This is a genomic window from Agrobacterium sp. 22-3639C2 (genome assembly GCF_053522105.1).
The window spans coordinates 617,942-633,809 of the sequence record NZ_JBNWDB010000003.1 but is presented as its reverse complement, the minus strand read 5'-3'; the positions used below and the strand labels follow the sequence as shown (position 1 = coordinate 633,809).

Sequence of the window (15,868 nt, the reverse complement as noted above, 5' to 3'; positions counted from 1 at the left end):
CATGGAAAGGACCGTCGGCAGCCTTTGATCAGGCAGCGGTCGCCTGCTCCTGATTGAGGAAGGCGTAAATTGCCGTGTCGGAATCGGTGGCGCGCAGCTTGGCCACCAGCTCGGGGTCGCGTAAAGCACGGGCAATTCTCGACAGCGCCTTCAGATGATCCGCGCCGGCGCCTTCGGGTGCAAGCAGCAGGAAAACCAGATCGACCGGCTGGTCATCCAGCGCCTCGAAATCAACAGGTGTTTCAAGACGTGCGAAGACGCCGGTGATCTGATGGATGCTGCTCAGCTTGCCATGCGGAATGGCAATGCCGTGCCCCACACCGGTGGAGCCGAGTTTCTCACGCTGGAGGATGACGTCGAAAACTTCCCGTTCCGAGACTCCGGTAATTCTGGCTGCCTTTGCGGCCAGCTCCTGAAGCAATTGCTTTTTGGAATTCACCTTGAGGGCGGGAATAATCGCATCTTGTTGCAGCAAATCTGCCAACGCCATTCTCTTTTTCCTTCATGCCATCGAGACGATGCAGGAGGCAGATACGCTTTCGCGCTCTGCCTCCCATGTCTTGTCAGACTGTTCAGCTCTTGATCGTTTCCGCGTCGATCCAGCCAATATTGCCGTCATGTCGTCGGTAGACGATGTTGAGATATTCCTTGCCGGGGCTGCGGAACAGCAGAACCGGTTCGTCCGTCATGTCGAGCGCCATCACGGCGCTGGCGACGGACATCGTCTTTATCTGTTTCGAACTTTCCGCAACGATCGTGGGTGCGTAGTCTTCCGGAACCTCGTGGTCCTCATCGGGGACAGCATCCATTACCGTATAGGCGATTTCCGACATCGCGCCGTTCGCCGCGGAACCATTGTGGTGATGGTCCTTCAGCTTCCGTTTGTAGCGACGCAGGCGCTTCTCGATACGCTCGGCGGCGGCATCGAAACTCGCTTGCGGATCATTTGCCTGACCCGCCGCATGCAATACAACGCCCGTATCGAGATGCAGTTTGCAATCGGCTGCAAAACGCGATCCGGACTTCTCTACGGTCACTTGGCCTGAATACCCCCCATCGAAGTATTTGGTAACTGCCAGACCTATATTGTCCTCAATCCGCTGCCGGAAAGATTCGCCGATCTCCATATGTTTACCAGATACACGCACACTCATGGAAAATTTCCTTTTTGTAGTGATTTGCGAGTACCAGCTTACGTCAAGCCGCGCGCGCATCCAAGCGTTTCGAAGGCCTTTAAAAGCCCCCATTCGAATTTTACGCCCATGGACGGTGGAGATGAATCCGTTACAAATGACCTTGCTTACGTGTGCGGCGGGCTTCTAGCCCTTGCCGTAGCAAGAGTCAATGGTGCGGCTGGAAAGCCCTGAAAACGTGACCAGCGCCACCGCTCAGAACGCCGACAGTCTGGCCAGGGCCTTCTTCTCGCGCCGTCTCTGAACGGAGGATGGGATGTTCATCGCCTCGCGATATTTGGCCACGGTCCGGCGGGCAAGATCGATACCACTCTTTTTCAGATTATCGACGATATCGTCGTCGGAAAGCACTGCGTCGGCGGCCTCCTGCGCGATCATCGCCTTGATGCGATGACGCACCGCTTCTGCCGAATGGCTGTCACCGCCTTCCACCGAGCTGATGGAAACACTGAAGAAATATTTCAGCTCGAACAGGCCGCGCGGCGTCAGCATGTATTTTTTCGACGTCACCCGGCTGACGGTGGATTCGTGCATCTTGATGGCGTCGGCCACCGTCTTGAGGTTCAGCGGGCGAAGGTGGTCCACGCCATTGACGAGAAAGGCGTCCTGCTGGCGCACGATTTCGGTCGCCACCTTCATGATCGTTCTGGCGCGCTGGTCGAGGCTGCGGGTCAGCCAATGGGCCGTCTGCATGCATTCGGAAAGGAAATCCTGATCCTCTCCCTCGCGCGACTTGTGCCTTGAAACCTCTGCGAAATAGGTCTGGTTGATGAGCACGCGCGGCAGGGTCTCGGGGTTGATTTCCACAAGCCAGCCGCCGGCAGAGGAGGGGCGAATGATGATATCAGGAACGATTGTCTCGGAAACGGTCGAATCGTAACCAGCGCCCGGACGCGGATTGAGCGTGCGGATTTCCGCCAGCATGTCGAGAAGGTCTTCCTCATCCACGCCGCAGAGTTTTTTTAGAGAAGCGAAATCCCGTTTCGCCAGAAGATCCAGATTGTCGATAAAAGCCCGCATTGCCGGATCAAGCCTGTCCTTCTGGGCAAGCTGGATCGCCAGACATTCGCTCAGCGAGCGGGAAAACACGCCGGGAGGATCAAAGCCCTGAAGCGTCTCCAGAATGCGCTCTACTGCCGAAGGCGCCGCCCCCAGCCGTTCAGCGACGTCTTCGACGGCATCTACGGCGATATATCCGGTCTCGTCGAGCTGGCCGATCAGCGCATCGGCAATCATCCTATCTTCCACAGAGGATATGGCGAGAGGCAATTGCTGATTGAGATGGTCGCTGAGGGTCTGTTTCGCGGCAACGAAGTCGTCGAGATCGTAACTCTCGCCTGACTCCTGCCCGGGCATGGATTTCCACTGCCCCGCAAGTTCGGGTGCGTCGGGCTTTCTGGGTTCGGTATCGTCGGGAAAGACATTTTCGAAGCTGGTGTCGAGCTGTTCGCCGAGATTTGCCGCGCGATCGCTGTACCAGTCGTCGCTGTCGGCCGTTACCGGCGCGGCCTTGTCGGACCCTTCGCTGTCGGCATCGCCGAAATTCTCCGCATCAACAGGGCTATCGCTGCTCAAATCGCCGTCGTTTGCCGCAATTTCAAGCAAAGGATTGCGCTCCACCTCCTGCGCGATGAACTGCGTCAGTTCGAAATGCGTCATCTGAAGCAGCTGGATGGACTGCATCAGTTGCGGTGTCATCACGAGAGACTGGTTTTGACGCAGCAAAAGGCTGGCAGATAATGCCATGGCGGACGCGAAACTCCCCTTACAGCTTCTTCGTCGCCACAAATTTCATAAATTTTGCGCTGGCAACGAAACTTGGCCCAAAAATTGCTTTTTTATTATGTTTGGTCAAGCGTCACTGCGGGGCGCGATGAAGAATCTTTCGCGCCCGGGAGCTTAAAGGCTAAAATTATTGCCGAGATAGAGCCGGCGCACATCCGGATTGTTGACGATATCGTCTGCACGGCCATGGGTGAGAACCTCACCGGCATGGATGATATAGGCGCGGTCAATGAGGCCGAGCGTTTCGCGGACATTGTGGTCAGTGATGAGAACGCCGATCCCGCGCGCGGTCAAATGTCTGACAAGGTTCTGAATGTCGCTGACGGAGATCGGATCGACGCCGGCAAAAGGTTCGTCCAGAAGCATGAAGGTCGGATCGGTCGCCAGAGCACGGGCGATTTCCAGACGGCGACGTTCGCCGCCCGACAGCGCGACAGCGGGCGATTTGCGCAGCTGCGCAATGTGGAACTCTTCCAGCAACTCATCGAGCTTGCGGCTGCGCTTGGCGCTGTCAGGTTCGTGCACTTCCAGCACGGCGCGGATGTTTTCCTCGACTGTCAGTCCACGGAAGATGGAGGCTTCCTGTGGCAGATAGCCGACACCGAGGCGGGCACGCCTGTACATCGGCATGGTGGTGACGTCGTTGCCGTTGATGGCGATCTTGCCGCTATCGACGGGTACAAGGCCCGTGATCATGTAGAAACAGGTGGTTTTGCCTGCGCCGTTCGGGCCAAGCAGCCCCACGGCTTCACCGCGGCGCACGACCAGCGAGACGCCGTTGACGACGCGCCGTGTATTGTAGGTCTTCGTCAGACCATGCGCGATCAGGGTGCCGTCATAGCGAGCCTTGTCGGCCTGCGACGCAGCGTCCACAGGTCGGTCGCGCCCACCGCCAAATATTTTTGAGATCGAGGCTATCTTCACGAGGTAAGACTACTGTTTCTTCTGCTGCGATTTCGGATCGAGCATGATCCGGACAGGGCCGCCGCAGCTTTCAAGCTTTGCCTGCCCCGAATTCATCAGAACAGTGAGCTTGCAGCCGGTGAAGACATTCGCGCCCTCGGACAGCACAACCTGCTTGCCGGTCAGAATGAAGGTCTGCGCCGCCATGTCGAATTCGCCGTGATCGGCCGTGGCCTTCTGCGTCTCGGACGTCAGGTAGACGTTATTGTCGACGAAGATTTTTTCGATATTGGCGTCACCGCTGGTGAGCGAGGAACCTTCACCCTTGTAATTGACCGTCATCTTGCCGGCCTGAAGGGTGGTGGTGCCCTGCACAACTTTCACGTTACCGGTGAAATAGGCCTTGCGCTCCTGGTCCCGAATCTCGAGCTGATCGCTTTCGATAGCGATCGGCTGGTCGCCGGAGAGCTTGACGCCTGTCATGTTGCTGGTGGTGTTCTGAGCGAAAGCCACGGTTGCAAGACAGGAAAAAGCAAAAGCTGCGGCTGTAACGCCTGCGGATTTGCCAAGGGAAACGGGACGGGAAATTTGCATCATCTGGACCGGGCTCTCACTTGCCTTCATTCTTGATATTGGATGCAGCGATACGTGCGCGTACCTGCCCCGAAAATGTAATAGTCTTGCCATTATCCGCGATATCAATCGATTGCGCAACAATGGCGCCGTCGTTTGTTTTGATCGAAACCGGCTCTTTACTGCTCATTTTTCCAGCCTTCAGATCGACATCCGCAGATTGGAACTTCGCTTGTATGCCATTGCTGAGATTGATGTCAAAAGGGGCGGTCATCTTCAGCGTGTTGGTGGCCCGGTCGAAAATGCCTTCCTTGGCGACCACCTGGGCGACGCTGTCGTTCACAGGCACCGCAGCCAGAACCCTTTCGAGCGTCATGAGGTTGGGGTTGGCGATATCCTGCAACGCACGGTCTGCGTTCATGGAGTAGTCGATCCCCTTCTCGTTGCGGCCCGCAACGGCCGGCTTTTCCATCACGATCTTGCCGTCTTCGATCCTTGCGCTTTCAAGCGAAACCTCTTCGGGCGCCCAGGTGCGAATGAGCGAAACGGCGACGAAGGCAAACGAGATGATCGCCGCACCGAGCGGCAGAATGATTTTCAGCCGCTTCACGCGCGCGGAATGCCTCAGCGCGCGCTCGTAAGCGCCGTTCTGGTCATTGGGCAGCGGAAACGCTGGCGCGGGTTGGCGGAGTCTTTCGAGCATAAGAGTGGGTCCGGAAAACTTCCTGGGCGCCACTTTGGCGCGCAACTGAAGCTTATATGTTTATCTTGATGTCTTTGGCATGAGTGCTGTGTCCTGCCAATATGGTTTTTGTCTGGAAAGGTGCAAGGGAAATGCGAATTTAATCGTAATTCTGGTTTCCTTATTGTTTCCTTGCGGCTTCGCGCTAGAAGAACCATATGGCCATGACACTTACATTACGCTTCAAATGCCGGAAGGCAGGGGTTTTCGATGGATAATATGGCGATAGCGGATCGCAGACGATTGCGCCGCAAGCTGACTTTCTGGCGGATTGCCGCTGTTTTTCTGTTTGTCGCCGGCATTTTCGGCCTCTACCGGTTTTTATGGGCCACCCCGCAGCAAAGCGAGAGACCCCATATTGCCCGTGTCCAGATCTCCGGGCTGATCCAGGACAATACCGAACTTCTGGAGCGGCTGGACAAGATTGCCAAGAGTGACAATGTCAAAGGGCTGATCGTTTCGATTTCATCGCCCGGTGGCACCACCTATGGCGGCGAGCGCATCTTCAAGGCCATTCGCGGCGTTGCGGAAAAGAAGCCGGTGGTCTCCGATGTCCGCACGCTTGCCGCCTCCGCTGGATATATGATCGCATCTGCAGGCGACGTCATCATCGCTGGCGAAACCTCGATCACCGGCTCTATCGGCGTGATCTTTCAATATCCCCAGATCGGCCAGCTGATGGATAAGCTCGGCGTCTCGCTGCAGGAAATAAAGTCCTCTCCGATGAAGGCGGAGCCTTCGCCGTTCCACGAGGCGCCCGAAGAGGCGAAGACGATGATCCGTTCCATGGTGATGGACAGCTACGGCTGGTTCGTCGATCTTGTGGCCGATCGCCGCAAATTGCCGCGCGAGGATGTGTTGAAACTGGCGGACGGATCGATTTTCACGGGCAGACAGGCGCTCGCCAACAAGCTGGTCGACACGCTTGGCGGCGAAAAGGAAATTCGCGGCTATTTCGAAACGCGCGGTGTTGCCAAGGATTTGCCGATCGTGGAATGGCGCGCACCGTCTTCCAGTTCGCCTTTTTCGCTTTTCAGTGTTGCGCAAATAGCGAAGCTTCTGGGATATGACGATTTAATCCCATTTGCGGGCTCCGGTCAGCTCGGTGCGGACAAGTTGTTTCTTGACGGTCTTGTTTCCGTTTGGCAGGTTGAGCCGCATTAAAAATCCAATTCTTTCAGGGGGCAACCGTGATCAAGTCTGAACTGGTGCAGATCGTTGCTGCGCGTAACCCGCACCTTTATCACCGTGACGTGGAAAATATCGTCAATGCGGTGCTGGATGAAATCACCGATGCCTTGGCAGCGGGAAATCGTGTCGAGCTTCGTGGTTTCGGCGCATTTTCGGTGAAGAACCGTCCTTCGCGATCCGGTCGGAACCCGCGCACGGGTGAATCGGTTTTCGTTGAGGAAAAATGGGTGCCTTTCTTCAAGACGGGCAAGGAACTGCGTGAGCGCCTGAACCCCGGTATGGGTGACGAAGAGGACGATTGATCGTTCTCACCGCCGCCCCGGAAACGGAGCCGAGGGAATGCACGCCGCGATGGAGTAATGTCGGATGTCGAAAAAAATCATCAACCTCATCATCCTGCTTCCGCTGGCGATTATCCTCGTCATCCTGTGCGTGGCCAATCGTCAGTCCGTGACGCTCGCGCTCAATCCGTTCCGGCCGGAGGATGGTGTACTTTCCTTCACCGCGCCGTTTTTCGTGTTCCTGTTTCTGGCCGTCATTTTCGGTGTGCTTCTGGGATCTTCCGCCACATGGTTTGCGCAGGGCAAGCATCGCAAGCGCGCCCGTATCGAGGCGAAGGAAGCCGTTCGCTGGCATGACGAGGCGAACCGGCACAAAGCGGCAACAGCCGCGCAGCTTCCGAATGCGGGCCAACTCCCGGCAAAGTGATGGTGCCGACATTCGTTGCGGCTCTAGTCGAGCGACGCTTGGAATGCTATTTGCTGGCGCGATAAGACGCGGGCAGAAGCGGAAAGATTTCCATTGAAGAAAAAAGACAGCCGGCCGGGCAATCGCGTGCGTGCCGGGAGCGAGAAAAAACAGGTTCATGCCGCAAAGCCGGCACGGCGAATGGATGCGGCACCGAAAAAGCGCGAGCCGGACGCGGTGCGCAGCGCGCCCAAATCTGCGCCGAGGGAAAAAATAGCCCCAGTACCGGCCGTTGAGCAGGTGCCTGCGCGGCCCCTCAAGCATCGCACCGGCGAACGTCCCGCAGAACAGGTTCCGGTTATTCTGGAATCGAGTGGCGCGGGTGATTTTCATCTCATCGACAGCGGCAATGGCCTGAAGCTTGAACAATACGGCGAATATCGCGTCGTCCGTCCCGAGGCGCAGGCTCTCTGGCAGCCGTCGGTTCCCGACCGCGTATGGCAGAATGCCGACGCCATTTTTACCGGCGACACGGATGAAGACGGCATGGGCCGTTGGCGTTTTCCAAAGGCAGCACTTGGCGAAACCTGGCCACTGTCGCTGCTCGGCGTCGAATTTCTCGGCCGTTTCACGGCCTTCCGGCATGTCGGCGTCTTCCCGGAGCAGATTGTCCACTGGGAATGGCTGAAAAATGCCGTTGAAACGGCTGACCGGCCGCTGAAAGTCCTGAACCTGTTTGGTTACACCGGCGTCGCTTCTTTGGTCGCCGCTGCTGCAGGCGCTGAAGTAACCCATGTCGACGCCTCCAAGAAAGCGATCGGCTGGGCAAAGGAGAACCAGGCGCTTGCCGGGCTCGAACAGGCGCCGATCCGCTGGATTTGCGAAGACGCGATGAAGTTCATCCAGCGCGAGGAGCGTCGCGGCAGCACCTACGACATCATTCTCACCGACCCGCCGAAATTCGGCCGCGGCACCCATGGTGAAATCTGGCAATTGTTCGACCATCTTCCGTTGATGCTCGATATCTGCCGGGAAATCCTGTCGCCCAAAGCGCTCGGTCTGGTGCTGACGGCCTATTCTATCAGGGCCAGCTTCTATTCGATGCATGAATTGATGCGCGAAATCATGCGCGGCGCCGGTGGCGTCGTTGCGTCCGGCGAGCTCGTCATTCGCGAGGCCGGGCTTGATGGCAAGACGCCGGGCCGGGTGCTTTCCACATCGCTGTTCAGCCGCTGGGAGCCGAAATGACGAACGACATGCGCGAAAACACGACGCGCCGGGTTGGCCAGGTCAAGGAAGTCACCAGCCTTGCCAATCCCATCATCAAGGATATCAAGGCGCTTACCCAGAAAAAGGGCAGGGAAGAGACCGGCACCTTCATGGCGGAAGGCCTGAAGCTGGTTATCGACGCGCTCGAACTGGGCTGGACCATCCGCACCCTGGTTTACGCCAAGGCGGCCAAGGGCAAGCCGCTGGTGGAGCAGGCGGCCGTAAAGACGGTCGCTTCGGGCGGTCTGGTGCTCGAAGTCAGCGAAAAAGTCATCGCCTCGATCACCCGACGCGACAATCCGCAAATGGTCGTTGGCATCTTTGACCAGAGATGGAAGCCATTGAAAGATATCCGTCCGGAAAAAGGCGAGACCTATATCGCGCTCGATCGGGTGCGTGATCCCGGCAATCTCGGCACCATCATCCGCACGGCGGATGCGGCGGGTGCCTCAGGTGTCATTCTGGTCGGCGATTGCACCGATCCGTTTTCGCTGGAAACGGTGCGTGCGACCATGGGTTCGGTCTTCGCTACGCCCGTTACCCGCGCCTCGGTTGAGGAATTCCTCTCATGGAAAAAATCAGCCAATGTCAGTGTCGTTGCCACCCATCTTGCCGGGTCGGTGGATTATCGAAAAATCGATTACGCCGGAAAGCCCGTCGTGCTTTTGATGGGTAACGAACAATCCGGCCTGCCGCCTGAACTGGCCGGCAGGGCCGACCAACTGGCGCGCATTCCCCAACAGGGCCGTGCCGATAGTCTCAATCTCGCCATCGCAACCGCTGTCATGCTTTTCGAGGCGCGGCGACATCTCCTCGAACTGGCACCGGTGAAGTAATGGCCAAAGCGGCGTTGTTTTCGAAATTTGGCCCGGCTTTCGCGCTTATCGTTGCTGCCCTTGTGCTGGACCAGGTCGTCAAGCAACTGGTCGAGACCTATCTGCCGTTGCAGGAGATGGTGCCGGTCATTCCGTTCCTGGCGCTTTACCGCACCTATAATCTCGGTGTGGCGTTTTCGATGCTGGCGGACATGCACGGCTGGTTCATCGTCAGCATGCGGCTCGTCATCGTGGTCTTCGTTCTGTGGCTCTGGCGCAAGACGGCGGCGGATCGGACTTTTGCCCATCTTGGCTTCGCCTTCATCATCGCTGGAGCGGCTGGCAATCTTCTCGACCGCTTTTTCTACGGTCACGTCATCGACTACATCCTGTTTCACACCGATACATGGTCGTTCGCGGTCTTCAATCTGGCCGACACTTTCATAACAATCGGTGCCGGTTGCGTCATTCTCGATGAGTTTCTGCACGCCCGGGCGGCTAAAAAGTAAAATTTTAGCGTTTGAGCCAAACATATCAAAACCGCTGCCGTGGTAGCGGTTGTGCATGAGCGAACTGGCAAGACTGCGGGAAAAAGTTTCAGATGGCCTCGCCGCCACCCCGGCGCAGCCGGCGGATCGCGTCGACACGACATCTCACCATGGCGGTGCGGGGCGCGGGATAGATGCCAGATCGATCACGCTATACGTTGCCGCGTCATTGTCGGTGGGTGCCTTCTCCGCGGCCTTGATCGCGCTTGCGGTGCCTTATGCGGTCACCGTCGCCTTGGCATCCTTCTTCGGTGCGGTGCTGGTCGGTCTCCTGTCCTACGCCATGTTCGGCAAATCCTTCCAGTATCCCGGCAAACTATCTGCAGATGATTTGGATGTACGGCTACGCCAAACTCAAAACCGATCGCTGATTGCCGAGATCCAGGAGGCCATGGGCGATATCATCGTCATCCGCAATATGGATCGGCGCATCGTCGAGGCGAATGCGGTTTTTCGTGAAGTGACGGGCTGCTCGGCACCCGAAGGGCTGAGCTGTGAGGAAATCGGCATCGCTTTCCGGCCAGGCGACAAGGCCCACGCTTATGATGTGGAAATCGCGACCCCGTTCGGTCAGCGCATTTTCTCCTGGCACGATGTCGTCACCCGCGATCTGGCAAGCAGTCGTCTTCTCATCAGCAGCATCGCGAGAGATGTCACCGAGGAGCGGCTGGCACTCGGCGAGCGGGAAAACGCCCGGTTACGCGCGGAAAAGGCCGATGCCGAAAAGGCAAGGCTGCTGGCAACTGTTAGCCACGAGATCCGTCTGCCGCTTTCCGGCATGCTCGGCATGAACCATCTTCTATCGCAGACGAAGCTCAATGAAGAGCAACGTAATTATCTCGACGGCATGAAGCAGTCCGGTCAGTCGCTGGTACAGTTGGTCGAGGACCTGCTGGATTATTCGACCATGGAGGCGGGCCGTTTCAAACTCAATCCGCGTGCGGAAAACCTGCGCCGGCTGATCGAGAGCATTGTCGAGATGCTGGCGCATCGCGCCCACGAAAAGGGCATCGAAATCACCTCCTTCGTCACGCCGGATGTGCCTGATTATCTGGATTTCGATCCGGCAAGGCTGCGTCAGGTTCTGTTCAACCTCCTCGGCAATGCCGTCAAATTCACGCAGGTGGGCGGGGTCGTCATCCGAGCGCGCATGGTTGAAGGCGAATTGCATATCACCGTCGAGGACACCGGCCCCGGCATGAGCCAAGCGGAACAAGCCCGTATCTTTGGCGAATTCGAACAGGCAGGCCCGATGTCGCAACAAAGTGGGGGAACAGGGCTTGGGCTCGCGATTTCCGCCCGCATCGTGCGGGAATTCGGCGGCAGCCTCACGGTCTTCAGCCGCAAGGGTGAGGGCAGCACCTTCAAGCTGGCATTCCGTCCGGGCAGTTCGTCCACCGGCACGCCGGACCCGGACCGGCACCATTGCCTGCAGCATACCAATGTCCTGCTGGTCGCGCCGAGGGGCGTGGCAGCAACGGTGACGATGGAGGCGATCGAGGCTTTCGGCGGTAAATGCGCTCTTATCCACGAACCGGAGGACTTGGAAAGGCTGCACGGTACAGCTGCCGATCTCACCGATATCATTGTCGACAGGCGTATTTCGCCTCTGTTCAGAGACGCGCTAAGGGATTGGCCGCAACAGAATGTCCGCCGCACGTTGCTGGTCAGTCCCGAAGAGCGGGCGTCGACCATGCATGCGTCCTTCGACGCCTGGTTGATCCGGCCGCTGCGCGAAAAGTCTCTTATTGACGTCCTCTGCGGCCGTCTGCGCGGCATAGAACGGCGCGATGCCATCAACGACAACTATCCGGATGTGGGGTTTTCGTCACGGGTGACGGAAGGGGTAAGCGGTATCGATATCCTCGTGGCCGAGGACGACGCCGTCAATGCGCGCATCATCCGGGCCGTTCTGGAAAAAAGCGGTTACATCGTGCGCGGTGTCGACGATTTTCAGGCCCTGCAGGAAGCCGTGGCGCCGGGCACAACCCGCCTGCCGCACCTCATCATATCCGATCTCAATATGCCGGGCGGCGAGGGGCTTGAGGTGCTGCCGGAGCTTCTCGGCACGCTGAAGGGCGGAAGAAATATTCCGCTCATCGTGCTCAGCGGCGATGCGAGCGTTGAAACCGCCGAAATCCTGCTGAATGCCGGTGCGGCCAAGGTTTTGACCAAGCCTGCCGACCCGAGACGACTGGTGGAGGAAATCCGCCGCTTGCTGGAGGCGAAACGCCTGTTGCCATCATGACTTGAGAGACTCGCAATGGCTGCATTTTGTCACTATTCTGTCGTCAATTAGTGATTTATGACAGGAAAAATCTTTTGGTGGCGGAGCGATTCCCCATGGTTGCCGAAATCTACAGTCACGACATTTGTGAAAACAAAGTTGTTATTCATCCTCGTCCAGACACCGCTCAGGACAATGAGGGGCTTTTCGGCCGTATCGGCTCGCTGGAAACACGGCTCGCAAGAAACGAGCGAGAGATCGACGCGGCGCAGTCCGTGCGTTACCGGGTTTTCGTTGATGAAATGAAGGCGCGCCTTCCCGCAGACGCCATGCGCCGCAAGCGCGACATCGACGCCTGGGACAGTGTCTGCGACCATCTGCTCGTGCTCGACAAGGCGATTGAAGGCGACAGCGAGGACCAGATCGTCGGTACCTACCGTCTGTTACGTCAGGAAACTGCACTCGCGAATAACGGTTTTTATTCCGCAAGCGAATTCGACATCGCCGGGCTGGTAGCGCGCCATCCGGGCAAGCGCTTCATGGAGCTTGGCCGCTCCTGCGTGCTGCCGGAATATCGCACCAAGCGCACGGTTGAGCTTTTGTGGCAGGGCAACTGGGCCTATGCCGTGAAACACCGCATGGATGCCATGATCGGTTGCGCTTCGTTCCCCGGCGTGCAGCCGGAAGCCCACGCGCTTGCTCTGTCCTTCCTGCATCACAATTGCGTTGCAAAGGGCGAGTGGGCGGCTTCCGCTCTTCCCGAGCTTTATCACGAGATGGACCTGGTACCGGCTGAGGCGCTGAACGCCCGCAAGGCGCTGAACGCCATGCCGCCGCTGATCAAGGGCTATATGCGTCTCGGCGCCATGTTCGGCTCCGGCGCCGTGGTGGACCATGCCTTCAACACGACAGATGTTCTCGTGGTCCTGCCGGTTTCCTCTATCGCCGGCCGCTACATCAGCTATTACGGCGGCGAGACCGAGCGCATCAACGGCTGACCGGTTTTAACTCGGATCTAGCGGGATGTTCCTGTGGGCAGCGGTGCCGTGTGTGTTGTCTTGGTGCGGCCATTGCCGCTAGTGTCGGCGCTCCCTTTCCGCAACACGATATGACATCGGCAAGCCATTGACGGACGTTTTGACCACCGCTTCCCTGATCTCGGAAGAGAGCCGCGCCACGGCCACTCCCATGATGGAGCAATATATCGAGATCAAGGCGAACAACCCCGGTTCGCTGCTGTTTTACCGCATGGGCGATTTTTACGAATTGTTCTTTGACGATGCGGTGGAAGCCTCGCGGTCGCTCGGCATCACGCTGACGAAACGCGGCCAGCATATGGGGCAGGATATTCCCATGTGCGGCGTTCCCGTTCACGCCGCCGATGATTATCTCCAGAAGCTCATCCTGCGCGGTTATCGCGTCGCCGTCTGCGAGCAGGTGGAGGACCCGGCCGAGGCGAAGAAGCGCGGATCGAAATCCGTGGTAAAACGCGATGTGGTGCGGCTTGTCACGCCCGGCACGCTCACCGAAGAAAAGCTGCTGTCGCCGACGGAATCCAACTATCTTATGGCGCTCGCTCGTATTCGCGGCAGTGCGGAGGCACAGTTTGCGCTTGCCTGGATTGATATTTCCACCGGCGTCTTCCGCTTGGCGGAAACCACGCTGACGCGGCTCCTCGCTGATATCTGGCGCATCGATCCACGTGAGCTGATCGTTGCCGACAGTCTGTTCCATGACGAAGAGCTGCGACCGGTTTTCGATATGCTTGGCCGTGTCGCCGTGCCGCAGCCGGCCATTCTGTTCGACAGCGCTACGGCGGAAGGGCGGATCGCGCGTTACTTCAACGTCTCGACCCTCGATGGTTTCGGCACATTTTCGCGCGTGGAGATGGCCGCTGCCGCTGCCGCGGTTGCCTATGTTGAAAAGACCCAGATTGCCGAGCGCCCGCCGCTTGGTGCGCCGGAACGCGAAAGCGCTGCCTCCACGCTGTTCATCGATCCCGCGACCCGCGCCAATCTGGAGTTGGTGAAGACGCTCTCGGGCGAAAGGGACGGATCGCTCCTGCATGCCCTCAACCGCACGGTCACGGGCGGCGGTGCGCGGCTTCTGGCCGAGCGGCTGATGTCTCCCTTGACCGATCCGGAAAGGGTTAATGCCCGTCTCGATGCGGTCGCCTATCTCATTGATGACGTCTCCCTTTGCGATGGCCTGCGCGATGCCTTGAAACAGGTTGCCGATATGCCGCGCGCGCTCTCCCGTCTTGCGCTGGAGCGCGGTGGCCCGCGCGATCTCGGGGCGATCAGGCAGGGCCTGGCGTCGGCCGAGAGAATTGCCGCCATTCTCGATCAGGGACTATTGCCGGAGGAGCTTGCTGCTGCACTTGCGGATCTGAAGGCTTTGCCGGGCGGGCTGGAAGCCATGCTCGGATCGATGCTGGCCGACGATCTGCCACTTCTGAAACGCGACGGTGGTTTCCTGCGCGAAGGCGCCAATCCCGAACTCGACCAGGTGCGCGCATTGCGTGACCAGTCGCGCCGGGTGATCGCCGGGCTGCAGCTGCAATATGCCGAGGAAACCGGCATCAAGTCGCTCAAGATCAAGCATAACAACGTGCTTGGTTATTTCATCGAGGTAACGGCGGGCAACGCCGATGTCATGATGGCGACGGATGAGGCGAAGGCGCGCTTCATCCACCGCCAGACCATGGCCGGCGCCATGCGCTTCACCACCACCGAGCTTGCCGATCTCGAAAGCCGCATCGCCAATGCCGCGGCAGAAGCCCTGACCATGGAGCTGGAAGCCTTCGAGCGCATGGTCGAGGCCGTGGTGCAGCAGGCGGAGGCGATCAAGGCGGGTGCGCTGGCGCTTGCGGTGATCGATGTCGCCTCAAGCCTTGCTTATCTCGCTACCGAACAGGCCTATTGCCGCCCGATCGTTGATGCCTCCATGACCTTCGCGATCAAAGGCGGGCGCCATCCGGTGGTTGAACAGGCCCTGCGGCGTCAGTCGGCTGGGCCATTCATCGCCAATAATTGCGATCTGTCGGCTGCTGAGGGCGGCAAAAATGGTGCGATCTGGCTGCTGACCGGCCCTAATATGGGCGGTAAGTCGACTTTCCTGCGTCAGAATGCGCTTATCGCCATCCTCGCGCAGATCGGCTCCTTCGTTCCGGCAGAAGCCGCCCATATCGGCATCGTAGACCGGCTGTTTTCCCGCGTCGGCGCGTCCGACGATCTGGCGCGTGGCCGCTCGACCTTCATGGTGGAAATGGTGGAAACGGCCGCCATCCTCAATCAGGCGACGGATCGCTCGCTGGTCATTCTGGATGAGATCGGCCGTGGCACGGCAACCTTCGACGGCCTTTCGATCGCTTGGGCGGCGGTCGAGCATCTGCACGAGGTCAATCGTTGCCGTGGCCTCTTCGCCACGCATTTCCACGAACTGACGGTGCTGTCGGAAAAACTTGGTCGCCTTTCCAATGCCACGATGCGGGTGAAGGAATGGGAGGGTGATGTCATCTTCCTGCACGAGGTCGGACCGGGTGCTGCGGATCGTTCCTACGGTATTCAGGTGGCAAGGCTCGCCGGACTTCCGGCATCGGTGGTGGAGCGCGCCCGTGAGGTGCTGACGAAGCTCGAAGATGCCGATCGAAAGAACCCGGCCAGTCAGCTGATCGACGATCTTCCGCTGTTCCAGATCGCGGTTCGCCGTGAGGAAACCCGCAAGGCTGGACCATCGAAGGTGGAAGAAGCTTTGAAGGGGTTCAACCCGGACGAAATGACGCCGCGTGAGGCATTGGACGCGCTCTATGCGTTAAAGAAAGAACTTGGCAAGGCTTAAGAGGATAGACTGCCTGTCCATCGCCTTTGAAACTCGCTATAGGACAATCCCATCGCAAGCGGTGGCTTTCCCACAGGACATGGATAACGGCATAA

The 15,868-nt window shown here is 58.5% G+C and carries 15 protein-coding genes; 9 read left to right on the top strand and 6 right to left on the bottom strand.

What is annotated here, in order from left to right; translation table 11 throughout:
• Positions 1 to 28: 28 nt before the first annotated feature.
• The 6 genes from ptsN to lptC all read right to left on the bottom strand — a co-directional run bounded on the left by ptsN (position 29) and on the right by lptC (position 5,157).
• Positions 29 to 490 (bottom strand): PTS IIA-like nitrogen regulatory protein PtsN, encoded by a 462-nt coding sequence (gene ptsN, locus ACQZ6D_RS16065; RefSeq protein ID WP_003493488.1) that lies wholly within the window; start codon positions 488 to 490, stop codon positions 29 to 31.
• An 82-nt stretch (positions 491 to 572) separates the two neighbouring features.
• Positions 573 to 1,154: a ribosome hibernation-promoting factor, HPF/YfiA family gene (gene hpf / locus ACQZ6D_RS16060; protein WP_003514759.1), complete on the bottom strand. Its 582-nt coding sequence runs from the start codon at positions 1,152 to 1,154 to the stop codon at positions 573 to 575.
• 234 nt (positions 1,155 to 1,388) lie between these two features.
• Positions 1,389 to 2,939 carry an RNA polymerase factor sigma-54 gene (gene rpoN, locus ACQZ6D_RS16055; RefSeq protein ID WP_065703727.1) on the bottom strand — a complete coding sequence of 517 codons (1,551 nt, stop codon included), beginning with the start codon at positions 2,937 to 2,939 and terminating at the stop codon, positions 1,389 to 1,391.
• A 153-nt stretch (positions 2,940 to 3,092) separates the two neighbouring features.
• Complete coding sequence (gene lptB / locus ACQZ6D_RS16050) at positions 3,093 to 3,902, bottom strand: LPS export ABC transporter ATP-binding protein (protein WP_003514762.1); 810 nt, start codon at positions 3,900 to 3,902, stop codon at positions 3,093 to 3,095.
• A 9-nt stretch (positions 3,903 to 3,911) separates the two neighbouring features.
• Entirely contained in the window at positions 3,912 to 4,478 is a 567-nt protein-coding gene (locus tag ACQZ6D_RS16045; RefSeq protein ID WP_003514763.1) for an LptA/OstA family protein, read from the bottom strand.
• 13 nt (positions 4,479 to 4,491) lie between these two features.
• Complete coding sequence (gene lptC, locus ACQZ6D_RS16040) at positions 4,492 to 5,157, bottom strand: LPS export ABC transporter periplasmic protein LptC (RefSeq protein ID WP_038489653.1); 666 nt, start codon at positions 5,155 to 5,157, stop codon at positions 4,492 to 4,494.
• 249 nt (positions 5,158 to 5,406) lie between these two features.
• Between lptC and sppA the strand changes: the two genes are divergently transcribed.
• The 9 genes from sppA (at position 5,407) to mutS (ending at position 15,773) form a co-directional block, all read left to right on the top strand.
• Positions 5,407 to 6,360 (top strand): signal peptide peptidase SppA, encoded by a 954-nt coding sequence (gene sppA / locus ACQZ6D_RS16035; protein ID WP_038489656.1) that lies wholly within the window; start codon positions 5,407 to 5,409, stop codon positions 6,358 to 6,360.
• 2 nt (positions 6,361 to 6,362) lie between these two features.
• On the top strand, positions 6,363 to 6,689 hold the full coding sequence (locus tag ACQZ6D_RS16030) for an integration host factor subunit beta (RefSeq protein ID WP_219256707.1): 327 nt from the start codon (positions 6,363 to 6,365) through the stop codon (positions 6,687 to 6,689).
• 64 nt (positions 6,690 to 6,753) lie between these two features.
• Positions 6,754 to 7,095, top strand: a complete 342-nt coding sequence (locus ACQZ6D_RS16025) for a LapA family protein (protein WP_003514766.1) — start codon at positions 6,754 to 6,756, stop codon at positions 7,093 to 7,095.
• Positions 7,096 to 7,188: 93 nt separating this feature from the next.
• A complete protein-coding gene (locus tag ACQZ6D_RS16020) occupies positions 7,189 to 8,322 on the top strand; it encodes a class I SAM-dependent methyltransferase (RefSeq protein ID WP_038489658.1) in 1,134 nt (377 codons plus the stop codon).
• A complete protein-coding gene (locus tag ACQZ6D_RS16015; RefSeq protein ID WP_065703730.1) occupies positions 8,319 to 9,179 on the top strand; it encodes a TrmH family RNA methyltransferase in 861 nt (286 codons plus the stop codon). The genes ACQZ6D_RS16020 and ACQZ6D_RS16015 overlap by 4 nt, the downstream gene beginning before the upstream one ends.
• Positions 9,179 to 9,667 carry a signal peptidase II gene (lspA, locus tag ACQZ6D_RS16010; RefSeq protein WP_003514769.1) on the top strand — a complete coding sequence of 163 codons (489 nt, stop codon included), beginning with the start codon at positions 9,179 to 9,181 and terminating at the stop codon, positions 9,665 to 9,667. Before ACQZ6D_RS16015 ends, lspA begins: the two co-directional genes overlap by 1 nt.
• 55 nt (positions 9,668 to 9,722) lie before the next feature.
• A complete protein-coding gene (locus tag ACQZ6D_RS16005) occupies positions 9,723 to 11,954 on the top strand; it encodes a hybrid sensor histidine kinase/response regulator (protein WP_065703732.1) in 2,232 nt (743 codons plus the stop codon).
• A 95-nt stretch (positions 11,955 to 12,049) separates the two neighbouring features.
• Positions 12,050 to 12,931 carry a l-ornithine N(alpha)-acyltransferase gene (gene olsB / locus ACQZ6D_RS16000; RefSeq protein ID WP_003514771.1) on the top strand — a complete coding sequence of 294 codons (882 nt, stop codon included), beginning with the start codon at positions 12,050 to 12,052 and terminating at the stop codon, positions 12,929 to 12,931.
• Positions 12,932 to 13,121: 190 nt separating this feature from the next.
• Entirely contained in the window at positions 13,122 to 15,773 is a 2,652-nt protein-coding gene (mutS, locus tag ACQZ6D_RS15995) for a DNA mismatch repair protein MutS (RefSeq protein ID WP_083211593.1), read from the top strand.
• The last annotated feature ends 95 nt before the right edge of the window (positions 15,774 to 15,868 follow it).